Raw genomic sequence first — 19661 nt, forward strand, 5'->3', positions numbered from 1 at the left:
AGCCAGTCGGATCTGGCCCAGCCCGACCGACATGATCCAGGACCAGCCCGGGCGTGCGCCGCACCGTCGGGGCCGAATCGCGGGCGGCAACTGAAGCGGAACTCTTGAACCACCCTCGTCACAGCCGCCTGGCAGCTCCACTTCTGCCCGTCTGGTTCCTGCTCTGCCTGCTCCTGCTGGGGGTCCGGGCCGGGGAGGCGTCCGGCTACGGGCTGAGTTCGCGCCAGCTGCTCCACCCGCCCGACCCCAACCGACCCGAGCCCCGCCGCTCGGCGCGGGAGGACTTCACCCTGCCCCTGCTACCCCGGGAGCTGCCGCTGGAATTCCAGGTGGACACCCTGGGCCTCAACCTGGTCTACCAGGCGCTGGGCAAGGACGGCCGCCTGCTGGGCACGCGTCTGCTGCCGCTGGACCAGGAACTGCTGACGCGGGTGGGGGCGGGCAACAGCCGCAGCCTGCGCCAGGGCCTGGCGGACAACGCCCTCAAGCCGGCCACGGCGGGCAAGGACCACATCGAGATCGACATCCCCTTCAAGGTGAAGAGCAAGACCTTCCGCCGGATCTTCGGCAGCGGGCGCATCGGCCTCAACGTGCACGGCAACATCAACCTGAAGGGGACCTACCGCTCGGAGAAGAACGAGTCCGAGTCCGCCAGCTCCTTCGCCAACAACCAGAACGACTTCCGGCTGGATCAGGAACAGCAGTTCACGGTGGTGGGCAAGATCGGCGAGAAGGTGGACGTCCACATCGACCAGAACACCGAGCGCAACTTCGACTTCGAGAACAACCTGTCCATCACCTACACGGGCGAGCCCGAGGAGATCATCGAGAAGATCGAGGCGGGCAACATCAGCCTGGCCCTGCCGTCCACCAAGTACGTGCAGTTCAACGACCGCTCGGGCGGCCTGTTCGGCTTGAAGATGATCAACCGCTTCGGCCCGCTGCGGCTGACGGGCATCGCCTCGACGGAGAAGAACGAGTCCAAGCAGCAGACCTTCACGGGCCAGACCTCGGACCAGACCCGCGAACTGGGTCCCGGCCAGCACGAGACCGGCTACTTCTACGTCAACGAGTACTTCCGGCACCAGGCGCGGGTCTTCGAGGCCACCACCTGGAACTACATCAGCGACCCGCGCTTCGAGATCGACGCCTTCCAGCTCTACGAGTTCACCACCAGCGACCAGGGCAACGACCTGACCCTGATCGACCCCAGCGGCCGGGTGGTGGCCAGCAACTACCGGATGATGGTCCGCAACGAGAGCGACCCCAACCCGCCCTTCACGCTGGACAAGCAGCGCGGCATCCTGCGTTTGAACAGCATCCAGCCGGGCAAGTACTACGCCATGAGCTACACGATGCGCAACGCGCAGGCCCTGCGGGACTGGTTCGCCGACTACGGGCAGGACTCCACCGTGATCTTCACGGGCACCATGGACGCCGCCCGGGAGAACCCCGTGGTGGTGATCTTTCCCCTGCACTTCAGCCCCAGCAGCAAGCCCTGGTGGGACTTGCAGCTGCGCAACGTCTTCAACCTGGGCAGCACGGAGATGGACCCCACCAAGTTCGAGATGAGCATCGGCAAGGTGGTCTCCGGCTCCTCCAACCAGATCAACCAGGGCGCGGACAACTACCTGAGCGTGCTCTACCTGGACGTCTGGGACCTGCAGCGTAGCGCCCAGGGCAACGACCTGAAAGTGGACGAGCGCTGGATCGAGAGCAAGACGGGCAACGTCTGGTTCCCCAGCCCGCTGCCCTTCGCCGCGGACGACGATCCCGCCGGCTGGGTGTTGCATCGTCAGGCCGGCAACAGCGCGCTGAAGAACTCGCTGGCCGAGGCCGGCTATCCCTTCGCCGACCTCTACGACGGCTACGTGCGCGCGCCCAACCGGCTGGATCCGGCGCTGAACACCTTCACGCGGGTGGCGGGCTTCGCCGACGCGGAGATGGACACGCTCTACGACCTGCGCGGCAGCTACTACAGCCAGAGTCCGGATCCCAAGTGGCAGGAGCTGAACCAGCGCTACCGGCTCAGCTCCTCGGCCAAGGTGGGCACGGAGGTGATCAGCCTGGGCTGGAACGTGACCAACGTGGTGGTGACGGCCAACGGCAAGCGCCTGGCGGTGAACTCCGACTACACGCTGGACGAGCAGGCGGGCCTGATCCGGATCACCAATCCGGCCTACACCAAGGAAGACCAGAAGATCCAGGTGAGCTACGAGACGCCCCAGCTCTTCCAGCTGCGCAAGAAGACCTTCGCCGGGGTGACGGCGGAGCTGGAGCTGTGGGACAACGGCAAGGACATCAGCAAGCTGGGCGCGGCCTACATCTACTTCAACGAGGAGAGCGCCGAGCGCAAGGTGCGGCTGGGCAACGAGCCCATCAAGAACAGCGTGCTGGACCTGAACGCCCGGCTGGTGTTCTCCCCGCGGCTGATGACCAGCTGGATGGATGCCCTGCCCTTCATCGAGGCCGAGGCGCCTTCGCGCCTGACCTTCGAGACCGAGTACGCCGTGGTGATGCCGGACCCCAACCCCTCCAACAACCCGGACACGGGGGACAACCACGGCGTGGCCTACGTGGACGACTTCGAGAGCAGCAAGCAGGAGATCCCGCTCTCGCTGAGCCACACGCAGTGGGGGCTCTCCTCGCTGCCTGAGCAGGAGCTGCTCGGCCTGCGCGGCTGGATGGGCTGGGTCAACCCGGCCACGAAGGTGCCCTCGCGCGAGATCTGGCCCAACTACGACGAGAGCAACCAGGAAGGCGTGAGCAACGAGGTGCGCGTGCTGCGCGTGGACTACGCGCCCTTCCTGCTGGCCAGCCAGGCGGCCAGCGGCAGCGACCAGACCCTGGGCGGCGAACCGCTCTCGCGTGATCTGAGCTGGGGCGGCCTCTACTACGACTTCCGCAACGCCTACGACGACCTGAGCCGCAAGAAGTTCATCGAGCTGACCCTGCTGCTCCAGGGCGACCTCTCCGGCCGCCTGAATCTCGATCTGGGCGTGGTCTCCGAGGACGTGATCCCCAACGGCAGCCTCCAGAAGGAAGACAGCAACAACGACAACATCCTGGCGCTGGAAGAGGACATCGGTCTGGACGGGCGCTCCGGCGCGGATCCGCCCTGGCCCCTGCCCGACGAGCTGTTCAGCTGGAGCGGCACGCCGGCCGACCAGGTGACCCAGCTGGGCGCCTATGGCGTCACCAACGTGGACAACGCTTTCGACTGGTGGGACGTGGACGGCGACGACTACCGCGACCCGGCGGAGCCCTGGTCCATGGACAACTGGGTGCGGATGGACAGCGCGGGCGAGATCGTGGACAAGTCCCACGGCAGCGAGGGCAACTCCCAGGACTCGGACCAGTACTACCCGGACTCGGAGGACCGCAACGGCAACCTCTCGCTGGACGACCTGAACAACTACTTCAGCTACAGCGTCCCGCTGAACCCGGCGGACGCGCGCTACGACAGCTACGTCTCGCCCATCGAGGGCAGCAACTGGATCTTCATCCGCATCCCGCTGAACGACTCCGACCAGCGGCGCGTGGGCAGCCCGCGCCTGGACCAGATCAACGGGCTGCGGCTCTGGTTCACGGGCTTCCACGAACCGGTGACCGTCACCCTGGCGGAGCTGAACATCGTGGGCACGGAGTGGGTGAAGACGACCTCGGAGGGCGACACGACGGGCTTCGACGTGAGCGTGCTGAACAACTTCGACAACAGCGAGGATTACATCAGCCCGCCCGGCGTCTCCGGCAACCAGGACCTGGTGACCGGCGTGGAGGCCCGCGAGCAGAGCCTGGTGTTGGAGCTGGAGGACCTGCCCTACGGCCGCACGGCCTGGGTGAGCAAGACCCTGGACCTGCCGGTCAACCTGAGCGAGTACCGCGAGCTGAAGATGTTCGCCCACGGCGGCAGCGGCAAGACCGCGGCGGACTCGCTGGCCTACTTGCACGCCTTCGGCACGGACCTGCTGGAGTACCACCTGCGCCTGCAGTCCACGCCGGGCAACTACTACGAATACTCCAAGTACCTGCGGCCGGCCTGGGACCCCCTCAACAACATGCACGTGATCCTGGCCGAAATCACGGCCATCGACCAGTTCACGGGCGCCCAGCGCGACCACGAGAACCCGGACAAGCCCATCGTGCTGCCCGACGGCGGCCAGGTGCGGGTGATGGGCAACCCGACCATCACGCGGATCACCACCATGCTGTTGGGCGTGACCAACCACGGCAGCGCGCCGGCGCGCACGCAGATCTGGTTCAACGAGCTGCGCGTCTCCAACGTCAAGAAGAAGACCAGCCGGGCCATGCGCGCCGACGTGACAGCCGCCTTCTCCGACGTGCTCTCATTGAACGGCAACTACGAGCAGCAGGACGCGGACTACCACACGGTGAAGGAGCGGATGCCCGCCAGCCCGACCTTCAAGGAGAACTTCAGCGCCTCCGCGGACATGGACCTGGGCCGTCTGCTGCCGCCCTCCCTGGGCATCTCGGCCAAGCTGGCCGTCAACACGGCCCAGCGGCTGAGCGTGCCCAAGTTCTATCCCAACGACGACCGGGAAGTGGACCTGAAGAACCGGCCCCAGTTGGTGGAGACCTGGAGCCGGGCCCAGGGCGCCAGCCTGACCCTGAAGAAGAGCAACAGCACGTCCGAGTGGATCAAACAGACCCTGGACAAACTCACTCTGGGCACGGACGCCACCAACACCGTCAGCCGCAACACCACGGTGGCGGCGGACACGACCTTCACCCAGAACGTGCGCGTGGGCTACAGCAACAGTTTCCGCTGGACGCACACGCTCAAGCCGCTGGGCTTCACCAAGGACTGGCCCCTGGTGGGCAAGGCCGCGGCGCTGGAGATCGGCTACTTCCCGGAGAGCTTCAGCGCGAACGCCAACACGGCGCGCCGCATCCAGCACACGTGGCGCCGGGATCTGACGCACAACTCGCTGGAGACCTACACCCTGGCCCGCAGCTGGAACACCGCTTTCAAGCCGCTGAAGACGCTCTCTTTCACCGTGCAGCGCAGCTACGACAACAACCTGCGCTTCCGGCGCAATCAGGCCCGCGTGCCGGACCTGCTGCCGATCGTCGATCCCAGCTATTCCCAGTCGGTGGAATTCCGCCCCCGGCTGGAGTCCTGGATCCAGCAGGACCGCACGCTCCACGATGGCGACCACCGGATCAGCCAATCCGTCAACATGAACTGGGGACCCAAACTGGTGGACTGGTCCACCACCTCCTTCAGCTACGCCTCCACCTATTCCTGGAGCCGGGAACTGGCCGACCCGGCGCGCGGCGTCAACCTGGGCAACTCGGGCAAGTTCACGGCGGAGTTGAAGCCCGACCTGGGCAAACTGGCGCGCAAGCTGATGTGGATGAACGACGAGCGCTTCAACGCGGCCAAGAAGGAGGTGGCGGACGCCGCCACCCAGCGGGCCGCCCGGCGCACGGCCAAGGCCGCGGAGCGCAAGCAGGCCCGCGAGGAGAAGGCCGCCCGGAAAAAGGGCGTGACTCCCGCCGGGGAGACCCCGGCGGTCCCGGACGACGCCGCGCCACCCACCGGTGACGAGATCCAGCCCGCGCTGCCCGATGACGCGCCCGCTCCCACCGCGCCCAAACTCCAGCGCGGCCAGACCAAGCGACCGCTGGAACCGCCGGTCGACCTGAACCTGCCCGATCCGGATCTTCCGCAGCCGACGACGCCGCCCGTGACACAACCCGCGGCGGAACCCGCGACGCCGACCCAGACCCTGCCGCCGCAGGAGCCGCCGGCCGAGCCCGTGCGGCAGACCCTGCAGCCGCTGCCCGGGGATTCGCTGCTGCAGGCGCTGCCCGACAGCCTGCTGGGTCAGCTGGCCCTGGCGGACTCGCTGATCCGCACGGCCGGTACTCCGCCGCCCGCGCCGGCCCTGGCGGGCAAGGACGCGCCCGGCGCGCCAGCCACGCCTGACAGCCTGGCCGCGGACAGCACGGCCCGGCGCGATTCCTGGGCGGGCTTGAAGGTGGTGGGACGCCTGCTGGGCGGCGTCTGGCGGCGGGCGGGCGTGGGCACCTCGCTGCTGGAGCCCCTGGACATCCGCTTCGGGCGCGACGCCAGCCGGACGGATCCGGCCATGGCCATCTACCCTTGGACTCCCGTGGGCCAGCGCCACGCCGGACTGGGCTACCAGCTGGGCCTGGATCCGGACACCGGGCTGGACACGCTGCGCGTGAGCACCGGCGTGTTCACCACCACGCGCAATTTCGGCTTCAACTACAGCCTGGGCACGCGCGTCAACCTGCACAAGGAGCTGCCCGTGCGGCTGGGCTACGAGTTCAGCTTCTCTCAGCAGTTCAGCGACGAGCGCGAGACCTCGCGCTCCGAGAACCAGACCGGGTTCTACGTGTTCGAGAACGACCCGCTGCTGGGCAAGGGCACGCGCGAGGAGGGCGACCTGGTGGCGGGCAACCCGGGGCTGAAGAGCCTGCCCAACTACAGCTTCTCCCTGCGCAAGCTGAACCGCCTGCCCTTCCTCTCCAAGCCTTTCAAGGAGCTCAACCTCACCCACGACTACAAAGGCAAGCAGGAGACCAGCTACTCGCGCGTCGGCGTGGAGGGCATGTCCCGCAGCGGCCTGCGCTACACGCGGGACTTCTCGCCGCTGGCCGGGCTGGACTTCCAGCTGGACAAGGGTTGGGGCGGCTCCGCCACCTACAAGCACACGCGGGCCCTGACCATCAACGCGCCGGATGCCGCCACGCGCTCGGTGACCCTGAAGCAGAACCGCGGCTGGGTGCTCTCGGCTCAGAAGGCGCTGAAGAACGGCTTCAAACTGCCGGGCTTCAAGCAGCGCTTCAAGAACGACACCACGCTCAAGCTCACCTATGACTACAACGTGGATCTGGAACTGAAGTCCACCCGCGGCACGGTGACCGAGGAGGAGGTGGCGCGCGAGGTGCTGGTCTGGAACACCCCGCTGGAGAAGCGCAACTGGGGCCTGACCCTGTCCACGGACTACGCCTTCTCGCGCAACGTCAAGGGCGGCGGCAGCCTGAAGTACGGCGTGGAGCGCTCCAGCCAGGCCAACGGCAAGAAGAAGTACCTGGAGTTCCAGCTCACCTGCCGCATCGAGGTCCGCAGCAAATGAGACGAATGGTGCCGGTCTGCCTGCTCTTGCTGGGGCTGTGTCTGCCGGCCGCGGGTCCGGCGGCGCCCGTGGCGTGTTTTTCGGGAGCCAGGGCCTACCAGCAGCTGAAGGATTTCTGCGCGCTGGGGGCGCGCGTCCCGGGTTCGCCCACCGCGCGCAAGGCCGGCGACTGGCTGCTCACGAAGCTCAAGGCATTGGGCGACGAGGCCTGGGAACAGCCCTTCAACCACAAAGTCCGGGCGAGCCATCCGCTGGCCCGGTGCGACAAGACCCTGAGCACCACCGGGCTGCGCATGCGCAACCTGGTCTGCCGCTTCCGCCCGCGGGAGACCCGGCGCCTGCTGCTGGCCGCGCACTGGGACAGCCGGCCCTTCGCCGACATGGATCCCGTCAAGGCCAACCGCGTCAAGCCCGTGCTGGGCGCCAACGACGCCGCCAGCGGCGTGGTCGTCCTGCTGGAGCTGGCCCGCTGCCTGAAAGCCCAGCCACCCGGGATGGGCGTGGACATCGTGCTGTTCGACGGCGAGGACTTCGGCGAGCAGGGCCATCTGGACGAGTACTTCCTGGGCTCGCGCTTCTACGCCCGCAACCTGGGCCGGCCGCGGCCGGAGGCGGGGATCCTGCTGGACATGGTGGGCGACAAGAATCTGCGCCTGCCGCTGGAGCCCTTCAGCCGCCAGGCCGCGCCGGATCTGCAGGACCGGGTCTGGGACCTGGCGGAGGGCCTGGGACTGGGTCACATCTTTGTGCGCGAGAGCGGTCCGGCCGTGCAGGACGACCACCTGCCGCTCATTGAGCGCGGCGTGCCGATGATCGACATCATCGACTTCGACTACCCGCAGTGGCACACGCTGCAGGACACGCCCGCCGCCTGCTCGCCCGCCAGCCTGGAGGCCGTGGGCCGCGTGCTGGAGACGCTGATCCGCGAAGGGTTGTAGAGGGGGCCCGGCGCCGCCGAACTAACAGGAGACACTGTGAGCTGGAAAGTGATTCTCACCGTTGATGATGGCGTGCGCGACGCGGCGGCGGGGTTCCTGTTCGATCTGGGGGCCCAGGGCGTGGAGGAACGCGAGGACGGTCTGCTGGGCTGGTTCGGCCCCGAGGCCCGGCCGGACGAGCTGCAGGCCGCGGGCGAGTCCTACCTGCGCGCGCTGGCCGAGCTGCCCGGACACGCCGAGGCCTGGACGGTGCGGGTGGAAAACCAGGTGGACGAGGACTGGCAGGCGGCCTGGAAGGCCCAGTGGCGCCAGCAGCACGTCGGCCGGCGCCTGAGCATCTGCCCCAGCTGGATCGAGCCGGAGGAAACGGACACCCGTCACGTGTTGCGGCTGGATCCGGGCAACGCCTTCGGCACCGGCACCCACGAGAGCACGCGTCTGCTGCTGGAGTGGCTGGACGAGCTGGACGGCCAACTGGCGGGCTGGAACGTGCTGGACGCCGGCTGCGGGACGGGCATCCTGGCGCTGGCGGCGCTCAAACTGGGGGCGGCCTTCGCGCTGGGGCTGGACATCGAAGCCGAGGCCGTGGAGAACGCCCGGGAGAACGCCCGGGTCAACGACTGCCGCACGCGCAGCTTTTTCCGGCTGGGCGACCCGCGGGAGCTGGGCGCCGAGTACCGCTTCGATCTGGTGCTGGCCAACATCCAGCGCAGCGTGATCGAGGAGATCTTCCCCGACCTGCTGCGCGTGCTGAAACCCGGCGGCCGCCTGCTGATGGCCGGCCTGCTGGAGAGCGAGGAGGACGCCATCCGCGCGCTGGCGGCGGAGTGGAAGCTGGCCCCGCCCGACCTGCGCCGCGCCGGCGAGTGGATCGCCCTGGGCGTGGTGCGCAGCCCGGATTGCGAGCTCTAGATGCGGGCGCTGGTCATCCATCTGGGAGAGGGGTCCACCCACATCCTGCTGGCCAGTACGCGCCGGCAGGATCTGGAGGCGGCGCCCACACCCCGGACCTTCCTGTTCGAGTCCCGCCCCCCGCAGGAGGAGGAGCACCACAACCGGCTCTTCGTCATGCACGACGAGCAGATCCGCAACGGCGCCGACCTCAGTCTGCGCTATCTGGGGCACCTCCAGGACGAGCTGCGGGTCAGCATGCTGCGCCAGGCCGCCGAGACCTTGGACCACTTCCGCAGCCTGGCGGAGGTGGTCACCGTGGCCGTCTCCGCCAGTCTGCTGACCTCGCCGCGCCGGCCGGCGGAGGATCCGCTGGTGGCGGATTTCCAGCAACAGCTGGGCGTGGATCTGCACGTGCTGACGCCCCAGGACGAGGGGCTGTGGATGCTGCGCGGCGTGCGCGGCATCTATCCGTCCGGCGAGCTGGCCTGCGTGGCGCCGGGCTTCTGGCGCTCGCTGGGCGTCTGGGAGGAGCCGGGCCGCGTGCCGCGTCTGCTGGACTGGGAGGCGGGCACCAGCCGCATGCCCGAGGGCCTGGACCAGGGCGGCGAGCGCCTCTTCCCCGGCTTCCGCGCGCCGCCCGGCCAGCCGCTGTTCATCAGCGGCGAGCATGCCTGGCTGCTGGGCGCCCTGCAGCTGGGGCTGACCTTCCACGACCTGGACCTGCTGGACGAGGCGGAGTGGGATGCCGCCGGCCTGCGCAAGCTGGAAGAGCTGCTGGCGGGCTTGAGCGTGCCCGAGCGCAACCTGATTCCCATGGTGGGCCAGCACGGCGACAGCCTGCTGGAGGCGCTGCGGCTCTGCCGGCGCCTGCTGGCGGAAAGCGGCGGCACGCGCGTGCGCGTCTGCAGCCGCGGCCTGACCCACGGGCTGGCCTCGCACCTCTTCTACGAAGGCCGCCGAAGCTGACAGATGGCCGGGGTCTCCCCTCTCCCCTGTTCAATTCGTATCATGGTCAACGTTTTCACCACGCGCACCAAGCCGTGAAGGGGAGTTATGCCGACCTACGAATACCGCTGCCTGGGCTGCGGACACGAGCTGGATGCCTTTCAGTCCATGAAGGACGCGCCCTTGACCCTCTGCCCGGCCTGCGGCGCCGAGCGTCTGCAGCGCCAGATTTCCCGGGGCACGGGCATGATCTTCAAGGGGTCGGGCTTCTACGAGACCGACTACCGGCGCAAGAAGGGTCCGGCGGAATGCCCCGTCGAGTCCGCGGAGAGCAAGCCTTCCGGGTGCGCGGGCGGTTGCGCCTGTCACGGGGGCAAATAGGCCGCCAGTTGTCCAGCGAGGTTGCCAGACTTTCCTGGATGCCCTGATTTCGGCTTCCTCGGCCAGGAACTTGAATCACCATTCTCTGTTTAGCCGCGCGCTCCCCAACGCCTTTGGGCGGGTGGGGGGAGGTGGGAGGGCGCACCTGTTCACGAAAGAGAATCCCTCCAGCGCCACCACCCCGGACGCGTCTCCCCCATCCCCGGCGGCGGATCCCGGCCGCCACGGCCACGAACTCTACAGCCACGCCGAACTCTACGACATCGCCTACGACTGGGACGTGACGCGCGAACTCCAGTTCGTCCTCACCTGCATGGAGTTCTACGGCCCGGGCGAACCCGCGCGCATCCTCGAACCCGCCTGCGGCACCGGGCGCAACCTGGTCTGCCTGGGCCACATGGGCCTCGAGGCCGTGGGCTACGACGTGAACCGGGAGACCCTGGCCTTCGCCACCCGCCGCTTGGCGGAGGAAGGCCTGGAGGAGCGCTGCCGCGCCCTGCCTGGCGACATGCGCGACTTCCGGCTGGAAGAGCGCTTCGACGGCGCCTACACGGCCATCAACTCCTTCCGCTACCTGATCGCCGACGCGGAGGTCCGCGACCACCTGCAAGCCGTGGCCGCCATGCTGGTGAAGGGCGGCGTCTACGTGGTGGACCTGAGCTACGCCATGCCGCCGCGCCGGCGGCCACGGACCATCCGCTGGAGCGCCGGGCGTGACCCGGTGCAGCTGCAGGTGGTCTGGCGCACGCGCGAGGATCTCAAGGCCGGTCTGTCCCACGAGACTTGCACGCTGGAAGTGGAGTCCCCCGAGCCGCGCATCATCGAAACCCGGCACACCACGCGGCTCTGGCAGCCCGCGGAGTTCCGTCAGCTGGTGGAGGGCTGCGGCTTCCGGCTGGACGCCATCTACGACGCCGGCTTCCAGCATTTACCGGACCATCCCCCGCCCCACGGCGGGCTGGACAATCTCTATCACGTGCTGGTGAAGGAGCGCTGAACGCTACATTGCCGGCCGGGAAAGCACGCGTCACCCTGAGACGAGAGCACGCCATGAAGCGACTGTGTTGGTTGATTCCCCTGCTGCTGCTGGGGTGCGGGGAAGACCGGGACCACGTCACGGTCACCCTGTGGCACCAGATGGTCCCCGCCGAACGCGCCATCCTCGATCAGCTGGTGTTGGAATACGAGCACGCCCACCCGCAGATCCGCATCCGCGCCCTCTACAAGGAAACCGAAGAGCTGCGCAGCGGCTTCCAGGCCTCCGCCCTGGCGGGCAGCGGGCCGGAGCTGGTCTACGGACCCTCCGACGTGATCGGTCCCTTCCAGACCATGGGCATCATCCGCGACATGACGCCCTGGCTGCCCGCGGCGGAGCAGGGCCAGTACGTGGAGGGGTCGTTGACCTGGCTGCCCAGCCGCGATCCGGGCCGCGCCGGGACACCCGAGCTGCTCCAGGTGGGCGACCGGATCGGCAACCACCTGGCCCTGGTCCTCAACGGCAACTACATCCCCCAGCCGCCGGCCACGGACCTGGACTTCATCCGCCTGGCCCAGGAGAACACGCTGGACCTGGACGGCGACGGGCGCATCGACCGTTACGGCATCGCCTGGAATTTCACCGAGCCCTTCTTCGTGATCCCCTTCCTCACCGGCTACGGCAGCTGGGTCTTCGACAAGGACGACCCCGGCCAGACCACGCCGGACCTGGACAATCCCGGCGCCGTGGCCGCCTACCGCTTCGTGCTGGACCTGCGCGACAAGTACAAGGTGATGCCCGCCTCCTGCGACTACGAAGACGCCGACGGCCTCTTCAAGGAGGGGCGCTCGGCGATGATCATCAACGGCGACTGGAGCTGGGGCGACTACCTGGCCCGGCCGGAACTCAAGGCCTACGTGGCGCCGCTGCCCATCGTGGCGGCCACCGGGCTGCCCATGGGGCCCATGGTGGCCACCAAGGGCTACTCGCTCAACGTCAACGCCGAAGGCCGGCAGGCCGACGAGGCCATGGCCGTGGTGCGCTTCCTCACCAGTCCGCCCGCTCAGCGCCGCTTCATGGCGGAGTTGAAAACCATTCCCTCGCGCGTCGAGCTGCTGAACGATCCGCTGCTGGAGTCCGACGCCACCCTGCGGGCCAGCGTGGCCCAGATGCGCAACGGCCGCCCCATGCCCGTGGTGGCCGAGCTGCGCGCGGTCTGGGACGCCATGAAGCCGCGCTATCAGGCGCTGCTGGGCGGTTCCGAGACTCCCGAGCAGGCCGCCCGCGGCATGCAGGCGGACGCCCTGGTCCGCATCGCGACCATGAACCAGGAACTGCAGCCCACGGCCTTCGTGCCGGTCTTCAAGACCCTGCTCTTCCTGGGGCTGGCGGGCCTGCTCTGGTGGCAGCGCAAGAGCTTCGGCCTGTTCGTGCGGGACTGGCGCCGGCACCGGCTGGCCTACGTCTTCGTGCTGCCCTCCTTCGTGGTCATCGCCGCCACCATCGTCTACCCCTTCTTCTACAACATCATGCTCTCGCTCTCCAACATGAGCCTGCGGCACTTCCAGAGCTGGGAGATGATCGGTCTGCAGAACTACGCCCAGGTCTTCCAGGAGAGCGTCTTCTGGAGCGTGCTGCTCAAGACCATCATCTGGACCGTGGTGAACGTGGGCTTCCACGTGGTGCTGGGCGTCTTCCTGGCCATCGTGATCAACGGCCCGGTGGTGGGCAAGAGCCTCTACCGCGTGCTGCTGATCATCCCCTGGGCCGTGCCGTCCTACATCACGGCGCTCACCTGGCGCGGGATGTTCAACGCGGAGTACGGCGCGATCAACCTCATCGGCCACCAGCTCTTCAACCTGCCGATGATCGACTGGATGAAGGATCCCCTGGCGGCCTTCATCGCCTGCATCACGACCAACGTCTGGCTGGGCTTCCCCTTCATGATGGTGATCGCCCTGGGCGGCCTGCAGGCCATCCCCCAGGAGCTCTACGAGGCGGCCCGGGTGGACGGGGCCTCGCGCTGGACGCAGTTCCGCAAGATCACCCTGCCGCTGCTCAAGCCCGTGATGCTGCCCGCCGTGACCCTGGGCACCGTCTGGACCTTCAACCAGCTCAACGTGATGTGGCTGGTCTCCAACGGCGGCGAGCCCAGCGACAAGACCCACATCCTGGTGAGCTACGTCTACAAGGCGGTGTTCAACCTCTACCAGTACGGCTACGGAGCGGCGCTCTCGATGGTGATCTTTTTCATCCTGCTGGCCTTCTCCATCACCTTCCTGAAGCGCACCAGCGCCACCAAAGCCGTCTACTAGGCCCGGAGACCGCATGAAGGAACCGCGCATCCTCACTCTTGGCCGGCACCTGGTGCTGCTGCTGTTCAGCGTCATCGCCGTGTACCCGCTGCTCAACGTGATCACCATCTCGCTGCGCCCGGGCGACAAGCTGCGCTCCACGGACCTTGCGCTCATCCCCGACGGCGCCTCGCTGCAGAGCTACATCGCGCTGTTCACGGAGCACGCCTTCCTGACCTGGCTCTGGAACAGCATCCTGGTCTCGGTGGTGGTGACCGCCACGGGCGTGGTGCTGGCGGCGGTGGGCGGCTACGCCTTCAGCCGCTTCAAGTTCGTGGGCCACGACGCGGGCATGCTGGCGCTGATGACCACGCAGATGTTTCCCGCCACCATGCTGCTGCTGCCGCTCTACATCATGGTGGCCAAACTGCACCTGGTGAACACCTTCCTGGGCCTGATGGTGCTCTACACGGCCACGGCCCTGCCCTTCTGCCTCTGGCAGATGAAGGGCTTCTACGACACCATCCCCACCTCGCTGGAGGAGGCGGCGCGCATCGACGGCTGCTCGCGCTTCCAGGCTTTTTATCGGGTCGTGCTGCCGCTGGCCAGCCCGGCACTGGTGATCACGGCGCTGTTCTCCTTCATGGCCTCGTGGTCGGAGTACATCGTGGCGGCGCAGATCCTGCAGGAGAGCGACCTGTTCACGCTGCCGCTGGGGCTGAAGAGTTTCCAGGCCAGCATGAGCACGCAGTGGGGCTACTACGCCGCGGCCAGCGTGCTGGTCAGCCTGCCCGTGATGGTGATCTTCATCGCGCTCTCGCGCTACCTGGTGAGCGGCCTGACCCTGGGCGCGGTCAAGGAATGAGCCTGGGCTTCCTGAACGAGCGCCTGCGCGGCACCGTCGTGGTGGACCGGCTGGAGAGCCGCCTGCTGGCGGGCAATCCGCTGGGCGACCCGGCCGTGCGACATCTGCCCGTCTACCTGCCGCCCGCGTATCACACCACCACCGCGCGCTATCCGCTTGTGATGATCCTGGGCGGCCTGTTCGGCAGCGCGGCAGGCTGGCTGGCCTTCCGCTCCTTCGACGAGAACGTGCTCGAACTGGCGGACCGGCTGATCGCCGCGGGCGCGCTGCCTCCGGCCGTGCTGGCCTTCCCGGACTGCAGCACGCGCTACGGCGGCGGCCAGTACCTGGACTCCCCGGGCACGGGGCGCTACCTGAGCCACCTGGCGGACGAGGTGCTGCCTCTTCTAGAGGCGCACTACCGCCTGCGCGGCGACGCGGCCGGACGCGCGGTGGCCGGACGCTCCAGCGGCGGCTTCGGCGCCCTGCGTCTGGTGATGGCCCGGCCGGGCCTGTTCGCCCACTGCGCCTCGGGCTCCGGCGACCTGTACTTCGAGATGAGCGCGCGGCCGGAGCTGGCCCGGCTGCCCTCCGCCCTGGAGCGGCTGGGTGGGCTGGACGAATTCCTGCGTGGGCTGCCCGCGCTGCGCCATCTGGGTTCGGACGAGGCCTGCGTCCTGAACGTCCTGGCCCAGGCCTCCAGCTATTCCCCATCTGACACGCCGCCGGGCTTCCGCCTGCCCATCGACCCCGAATCCGGCGAGCTGGACGAGGAGGTCTTCGCGCTTTGGAAGACCCACGATCCGGCGGAACGCGTGCTGACGAATGAGCCCGAGCGCGCGGCCCTGGCCGGTCTGCAGACGCTCTACGTGGAAGCCGGCGACCGCGACGAGTATCACGCCGACCTGGGGGCGCGGGTCTTCGCACAGCGCTGCCGGCTGCTGGGCATCGACCGGCTGTACCACAGTTACCCCGGCGGCCACTCCGGCGGCACCGCGCGCTGGGCCGTGATGCTGCCGCTGCTGCTGGAGCGGATGAACTGATCTGTCGGCCGGACTGGGCGGACAAGAAAACGGGGGCCGGCTCGCGTCGACCCCCGTCGTGTCTCACGGGTTGGCGGGGCGCTCTCAGAGCGGATTGCGGCCGATAAGCTTGAAGGATTGCGGCTCCACGCGGAGCTTGACCTCTTCGCCCGACCCCACCTGCAGCACGCCCTCGTACCAGACTTCAAAGCCTTCCACCTTGAGCTGATAGGCGCCGGGCTGCACGTCGAAGATCGTGGCCGTGGCCATCTCGTCGATGCCGGAGAGGGGCAGCTCGGCCCGCTTCTTGCCATCCAGGTAGACCGTGCACATGCCTTCCGCGGAAAGGAAGGTCAGTTTGGAGGGCCGCAGCGGCACGGCGGGCGAGTCGCTCTCCTCGGGCAGCCCGCTGGTGGTGGTGGTCACCGTCTCCTCCACGATCCCCTCGTTCATGCCGCTCACTTGCATGGTCACGCTGCCCATCCCCATCCCGGGCATGCCCATGTTGAGGGTCACCTGCTCGGCGGGGGCCTGGCTGCGCACCGTGCGCGTGGTCGTCGTGGTGGTGGCCTGGGGCGCGGGCGCGGCGGTGGGGGGTGTCACGGCCCCGGGCACAGGGATGGTGTCCAGCACCAGCAGCTGGCCGTCCTTGAAGGTGATCCGCGTGATCATGGCGCCGGGCAGCTCGACGGTGGTGTCCGCCACCTTGTCCGCCTTGAACATGCCGGTCTGCTTGTAGACCTCGAGCAGGTGCCGACCCGCGCCCACTTCCGTCATACAGCGGCCTTCCACCGGGGTCAGGTTCTGGCCGTCCAGCCGCGCCATCAGGCCCGGACCAGGGTAGACGAATTCCAGCCGGGCGGGCTTGGTGGGATCGCCGGCGGCGCTGGCGCGGCCACAGGCCAGACTGAGCAGGAGCACGAGGAAGGTGAGCAGACGCATGGAGGCCTCCAGATTGGAAGTGGCGGCGGCCGGCGACGTGCCGGTCGCGGCGGGTGGCGGAATCGCGGACCCAAGGTGCTGAAATCACAAACGGCCCGCCAGCCGGACCCGCCCGCGGTGGTATCTTCGGCCATGACCCACAGCTCATCCCTTTCCATCGGCCACGAGGCCCGCTGGTGGCGCCCGTTGGAGAACGGCCGCGTGCTCTGCGAACTCTGCCCGCGCGAGTGCCGCCCGGCGCCGGGCCAGCGCGCCTACTGCCTGGTGCGGCGCAACGAGGGCGGCCGGCTGGTCACGGACGCCTGGGACGCCGGGCTGGGCTTCGCCGCCGACCCCATCGAAAAGAAGCCCCTGTATCACGTCCAGCCGGGCAGCCGCGTGCTCTCCTTCGGCACGGCGGGCTGCAACCTGGGCTGCGTGCACTGCCAGAACGCGTCCATGAGCCAGTCCAAGGCGGCGCTGGGGCGAATGGAGCGCGCCACTCCGTCGATGATCCTGCGGGCCGCCCACAAGCAGGGCTGCGCGGGGCTGGCCTACACCTACAACGAGCCCGTGATCTTCGGGGAGTTCCTGCTGGCCTGCGCGGAAGCTGCGCGGGCGGCGGGCTTGTTCAACGTGATGGTCAGCAACGGCTACGTGGCGCTGCCGGCGGCGCGCGAGATCTACCGGCAAATCGATGCGGTCAACGTGGACCTGAAGGGCTTCCGCGAGGACGCCCACCGCCGGCTGACCCGCGGCCGGCTGGCCCCGGTGCTGGACGTGCTGCGCTGGCTGCGCCGTGAGACAACGGTCTGGCTGGAGCTGACCACCCTGCTGATTCCCGGCCACAACGACAATGCCGAGGAACTGGGCGATCTGACGCGCTGGGTGGCGGGCGAACTGGGTCCGGACACGCCCCTGCACCTGACGGCCTTCCACCCGGATCACCGGCTGCTGGATGTTCCGCGCACGCCGGCCGAGACGCTGCTGCGCGCCCGCCAGATCGCCCTGGCCGCCGGCCTGCGCTTCGTCTACCTGGGCAACCTGCCGCTGGCCGAGGGCCGGGATACGCACTGCCCCGCCTGCGGCGTGGTCTGCGTGGTGCGCGATGGGTGGGGGAAGAGTTCGGTGCGGCTCGTGAAGGGGGGTTGTCCGGGTTGTGGCGCGGGGGTGCCGGGCTTGTGGATCGGCCGGCGCGCGTGACGCACGCCGGAGAGATGTTAGCTCGCCTGCCCGCGTTGTGTCGTTTGCCTGGCTTTCCGCGTACTGCTCAGATTGTTGTCAGTGCTCGCTTAAGTAGAGATATTTGGCCAGCATGATACAAGTTGTGCTGTGTCACACCAATGAACTGAGTGTACGCCGAGTACGGGACCTCGCTAACAAGCGGCTCGTCAAGCCGGTGCGCAGGAAATGCCAGCACGGCTTCACGGAGCTGCAGATTCAAGCGGCGAAGCTCTTCCACGGCTTCACGCCAGTTTTCGGCCGTGGCCGGCGGACAAGCTGGCCAATCTTCTTCCGGCGTGAACGGGCGCCCATCCCCGGCCAGTCGGCGCAGAATGAGGGTGTAATCGCTGCGGATGTGCAGAACGAGTTCCCACATGCTGTGCGCAGTCGGGATCGGGTGGCTGCTTGCTTGTTCCGCCGCGACGCCGTCAAGGCCGCCAAGCACTGAAGGGCCGTGCCAGGCATCGCCTTCCAGTGCCAGCTGAAGCTGTTCCGCCAGCCGTTCCAATTCGCTGGACATCAGTTCGCTCTCCAGTCTATCCGTCTATTGCGAGCTTCAGCCGTGGCGCGCCTGGCGCGGCACTTGCCTTTGGTCCATCCGTTAGCTCAAAGCGGAGGCTACGGCTTTGGGATTCTTTGCCGCCACTTTGAGTAACGCCATGGCTGGACCGTCCGGGGTACGCCGGCCCTGTTCCCAATTGCGCAGGGTTGCGACACTTACGCCGATCATCAACGCAAACTCGACCTGGGACTTGCCCAACGTCAATCGTATGTCCTTGATATCCGCAGGCTTGAACGCAATGATGCGCGACGGCTTCGCCTCACTGCGACGGATCTTCCCCGCCTGCTTGACACTTTCGACGAGATCGTCGAAGTCTCGCTGCTTCATTTGAATTCCTCTCTGACCAACCGACTCAGAATCCGGAGCTGCTCTGGTGTCAGGTCTTCTTGTTCGTTTTTTGCAAAAGCCAGGAGCATGTAAAATGCGGCCTGCTCGTTGTCCCAGAAGTAGATGATCCGAAGGCCGCCGCTCTTCCCCCGACCGGATCCACCCCAGCGAATCTTGCGGAGTCCCCCGGATCCCTGAATGAGAGCTCCTTGCTCTGGCCGCAGCATGAGAGCCAACTGCAAGGCCCGGTAATCCTCATCTGGGACAAGGGCTTTCACGAGTCGAGTGAAGATCGGCGTTTCTATGAATCGCATGGCACAGGGTACGTCATTGGCGTAGCATTGTCAATGGAAAACTCGAGACCGACTCAGGCATTTCGATCTGGCAACGGGAACTTCAGCCACGTTGCGCCTGGCGCGGCGCTTGCCTACATCAATCTACGTTTACTCTAATTCTGAACGGAAAGCGCCGTGACAAGCGGATAGTCGGTTGCAAGCACATGTTAGTCTGCTATTTCCCTAAGACAACATCAATGCCGTTCATCACTTGAGCCAATATTGCTGGATTCAATCTACCAACACGTTCTACTAAACATTCCTTGTCTATTGTCACTATCTGTGAAACATTAGCAACCGAGTCTTTTGATAGCCCAGTGATTTTCGCTGCAAGCGCCACGTTTCCAGGCGCCGCAGCCCATTTCACGTTGCTTGTCAACGGGACGCAAACCACAGTGGAGATTCGACTTCGGTTCAATGGGTCACCTTGAACAACGACGACCGGCCGGCGAAACCCTGGTGACGATCCTTGCGGCTCTGCCAAGTCCGCCCACCAAACTTCGCCCTGAACCACTTCTACCATTCTGTTTCCTCAAGCACGTTGCGAGAGGAACGTTGCACGAACGGATTCGTCGCTTCGCCCACTTCTGCCAGAACTTGGTTCATGGCCTCTGTCACTTCATCTGGCGCATGACGACAAAGATATTCTGCCATCGCTTCCGCGTAAAGTTGACTCCGAGACTTTCTGCTTCGCTGGGCTTGTCGCTCGGCGGCCAGGAAGACTGCATCGGGAATTGAGATTGCTGTTTTCATACCGCGAGTATAACTCTCTCGACTCGAACTATCAATGACTTCGTCCAGCTTGCGGTGGCTTCAGCCGCGACACTTCGGGCGCGGTGCTTGCTTACTCACTGTCGACATTTCTTTC

At 67.0% G+C, this 19661-nt stretch carries 15 protein-coding genes; 10 read left to right on the forward strand and 5 right to left on the reverse strand.

The annotated features are described in order from the left end of the window. The first annotated feature begins 104 nt into the window (after positions 1–104). The 9 genes from sprA (at position 105) to WC326_12395 (ending at position 15445) form a co-directional block, all read left to right on the forward strand. Complete coding sequence (gene sprA / locus WC326_12355) at positions 105–7130, forward strand: cell surface protein SprA (protein MFA7331852.1); 7026 nt, start codon at positions 105–107, stop codon at positions 7128–7130. Then, a complete protein-coding gene (locus tag WC326_12360; GenBank protein ID MFA7331853.1) occupies positions 7127–8068 on the forward strand; it encodes a M28 family peptidase in 942 nt (313 codons plus the stop codon). Before sprA ends, WC326_12360 begins: the two co-directional genes overlap by 4 nt. A 36-nt stretch (positions 8069–8104) precedes the next feature. Next, entirely contained in the window at positions 8105–8980 is an 876-nt protein-coding gene (locus tag WC326_12365; protein MFA7331854.1) for a 50S ribosomal protein L11 methyltransferase, read from the forward strand. Beyond that, complete coding sequence (locus WC326_12370) at positions 8981–9928, forward strand: hypothetical protein (protein MFA7331855.1); 948 nt, start codon at positions 8981–8983, stop codon at positions 9926–9928. It begins immediately after the preceding gene. Between the two features lie 87 nt (positions 9929–10015). Beyond that, entirely contained in the window at positions 10016–10288 is a 273-nt protein-coding gene (locus WC326_12375) for an FmdB family zinc ribbon protein (protein MFA7331856.1), read from the forward strand. 70 nt (positions 10289–10358) lie between these two features. Next, the gene (locus WC326_12380) at positions 10359–11285 is read left to right on the forward strand and encodes a class I SAM-dependent methyltransferase (protein MFA7331857.1); all 927 of its coding nucleotides are present in this window, start codon (positions 10359–10361) and stop codon (positions 11283–11285) included. Between the two features lie 53 nt (positions 11286–11338). After that, positions 11339–13579, forward strand: a complete 2241-nt coding sequence (locus tag WC326_12385) for an extracellular solute-binding protein (GenBank protein ID MFA7331858.1) — start codon at positions 11339–11341, stop codon at positions 13577–13579. Positions 13580–13592: 13 nt separating this feature from the next. Next, on the forward strand, positions 13593–14423 hold the full coding sequence (locus WC326_12390) for a sugar ABC transporter permease (protein ID MFA7331859.1): 831 nt from the start codon (positions 13593–13595) through the stop codon (positions 14421–14423). After that, positions 14420–15445, forward strand: a complete 1026-nt coding sequence (locus WC326_12395) for an alpha/beta hydrolase-fold protein (protein MFA7331860.1) — start codon at positions 14420–14422, stop codon at positions 15443–15445. Before WC326_12390 ends, WC326_12395 begins: the two co-directional genes overlap by 4 nt. Positions 15446–15529: 84 nt before the next feature. On the opposite strand, the gene WC326_12400 is transcribed toward WC326_12395, so the two are convergent. After that, positions 15530–16366 carry a hypothetical protein gene (locus tag WC326_12400; protein MFA7331861.1) on the reverse strand — a complete coding sequence of 279 codons (837 nt, stop codon included), beginning with the start codon at positions 16364–16366 and terminating at the stop codon, positions 15530–15532. 75 nt (positions 16367–16441) lie between these two features. Between WC326_12400 and amrS the strand changes: the two genes are divergently transcribed. After that, positions 16442–17548: an AmmeMemoRadiSam system radical SAM enzyme gene (gene amrS, locus WC326_12405; GenBank protein MFA7331862.1), complete on the forward strand. Its 1107-nt coding sequence runs from the start codon at positions 16442–16444 to the stop codon at positions 17546–17548. 67 nt (positions 17549–17615) lie between these two features. Here the strand turns inward: amrS and WC326_12410 are convergent, their stop codons facing one another. The 4 genes from WC326_12410 to WC326_12425 all read right to left on the reverse strand — a co-directional run bounded on the left by WC326_12410 (position 17616) and on the right by WC326_12425 (position 19316). Beyond that, entirely contained in the window at positions 17616–18089 is a 474-nt protein-coding gene (locus WC326_12410; protein ID MFA7331863.1) for a DinB family protein, read from the reverse strand. 81 nt (positions 18090–18170) lie between these two features. Further along, positions 18171–18458, reverse strand: coding sequence for a NadS family protein (nadS, locus tag WC326_12415; protein ID MFA7331864.1), 288 nt, complete (start codon positions 18456–18458; stop codon positions 18171–18173). Beyond that, on the reverse strand, positions 18455–18772 hold the full coding sequence (locus WC326_12420) for a type II toxin-antitoxin system RelE/ParE family toxin (protein MFA7331865.1): 318 nt from the start codon (positions 18770–18772) through the stop codon (positions 18455–18457). The genes nadS and WC326_12420 overlap by 4 nt, the downstream gene beginning before the upstream one ends. Before the next feature lie 196 nt (positions 18773–18968). Further along, positions 18969–19316 (reverse strand): type II toxin-antitoxin system PemK/MazF family toxin, encoded by a 348-nt coding sequence (locus tag WC326_12425; GenBank protein ID MFA7331866.1) that lies wholly within the window; start codon positions 19314–19316, stop codon positions 18969–18971. Between the last annotated feature and the right edge of the window lie 345 nt (positions 19317–19661).

It is taken from the genome of Candidatus Delongbacteria bacterium, assembly GCA_041675285.1.
Taxonomy (GTDB): domain Bacteria; phylum CAIWAD01; class CAIWAD01; order CAIWAD01; family CAIWAD01; genus CAIWAD01.

Excerpts from the sequence above, each read along its gene's own strand:
- WC326_12360 (MFA7331853.1), top strand. The coding sequence starts at position 7,127 with ATGAGACGAATGGTGCCGGTCTGCCTGCTCTTGCTGGGGCTGTGTCTG.
- WC326_12370 (MFA7331855.1), top strand. The coding sequence starts at position 8,981 with ATGCGGGCGCTGGTCATCCATCTGGGAGAGGGGTCCACCCACATCCTG.
- WC326_12375 (MFA7331856.1), top strand. The coding sequence starts at position 10,016 with ATGCCGACCTACGAATACCGCTGCCTGGGCTGCGGACACGAGCTGGAT.
- WC326_12385 (MFA7331858.1), top strand. The coding sequence starts at position 11,339 with ATGAAGCGACTGTGTTGGTTGATTCCCCTGCTGCTGCTGGGGTGCGGG.
- WC326_12390 (MFA7331859.1), top strand. The coding sequence starts at position 13,593 with ATGAAGGAACCGCGCATCCTCACTCTTGGCCGGCACCTGGTGCTGCTG.
- WC326_12395 (MFA7331860.1), top strand. The coding sequence starts at position 14,420 with ATGAGCCTGGGCTTCCTGAACGAGCGCCTGCGCGGCACCGTCGTGGTG.
- WC326_12400 (MFA7331861.1), bottom strand. The coding sequence starts at position 16,366 with ATGCGTCTGCTCACCTTCCTCGTGCTCCTGCTCAGTCTGGCCTGTGGC.
- WC326_12410 (MFA7331863.1), bottom strand. The coding sequence starts at position 18,089 with ATGTCCAGCGAATTGGAACGGCTGGCGGAACAGCTTCAGCTGGCACTG.
- nadS (MFA7331864.1), bottom strand. The coding sequence starts at position 18,458 with ATGAAGCAGCGAGACTTCGACGATCTCGTCGAAAGTGTCAAGCAGGCG.
- WC326_12420 (MFA7331865.1), bottom strand. The coding sequence starts at position 18,772 with ATGCGATTCATAGAAACGCCGATCTTCACTCGACTCGTGAAAGCCCTT.
- WC326_12425 (MFA7331866.1), bottom strand. The coding sequence starts at position 19,316 with ATGGTAGAAGTGGTTCAGGGCGAAGTTTGGTGGGCGGACTTGGCAGAG.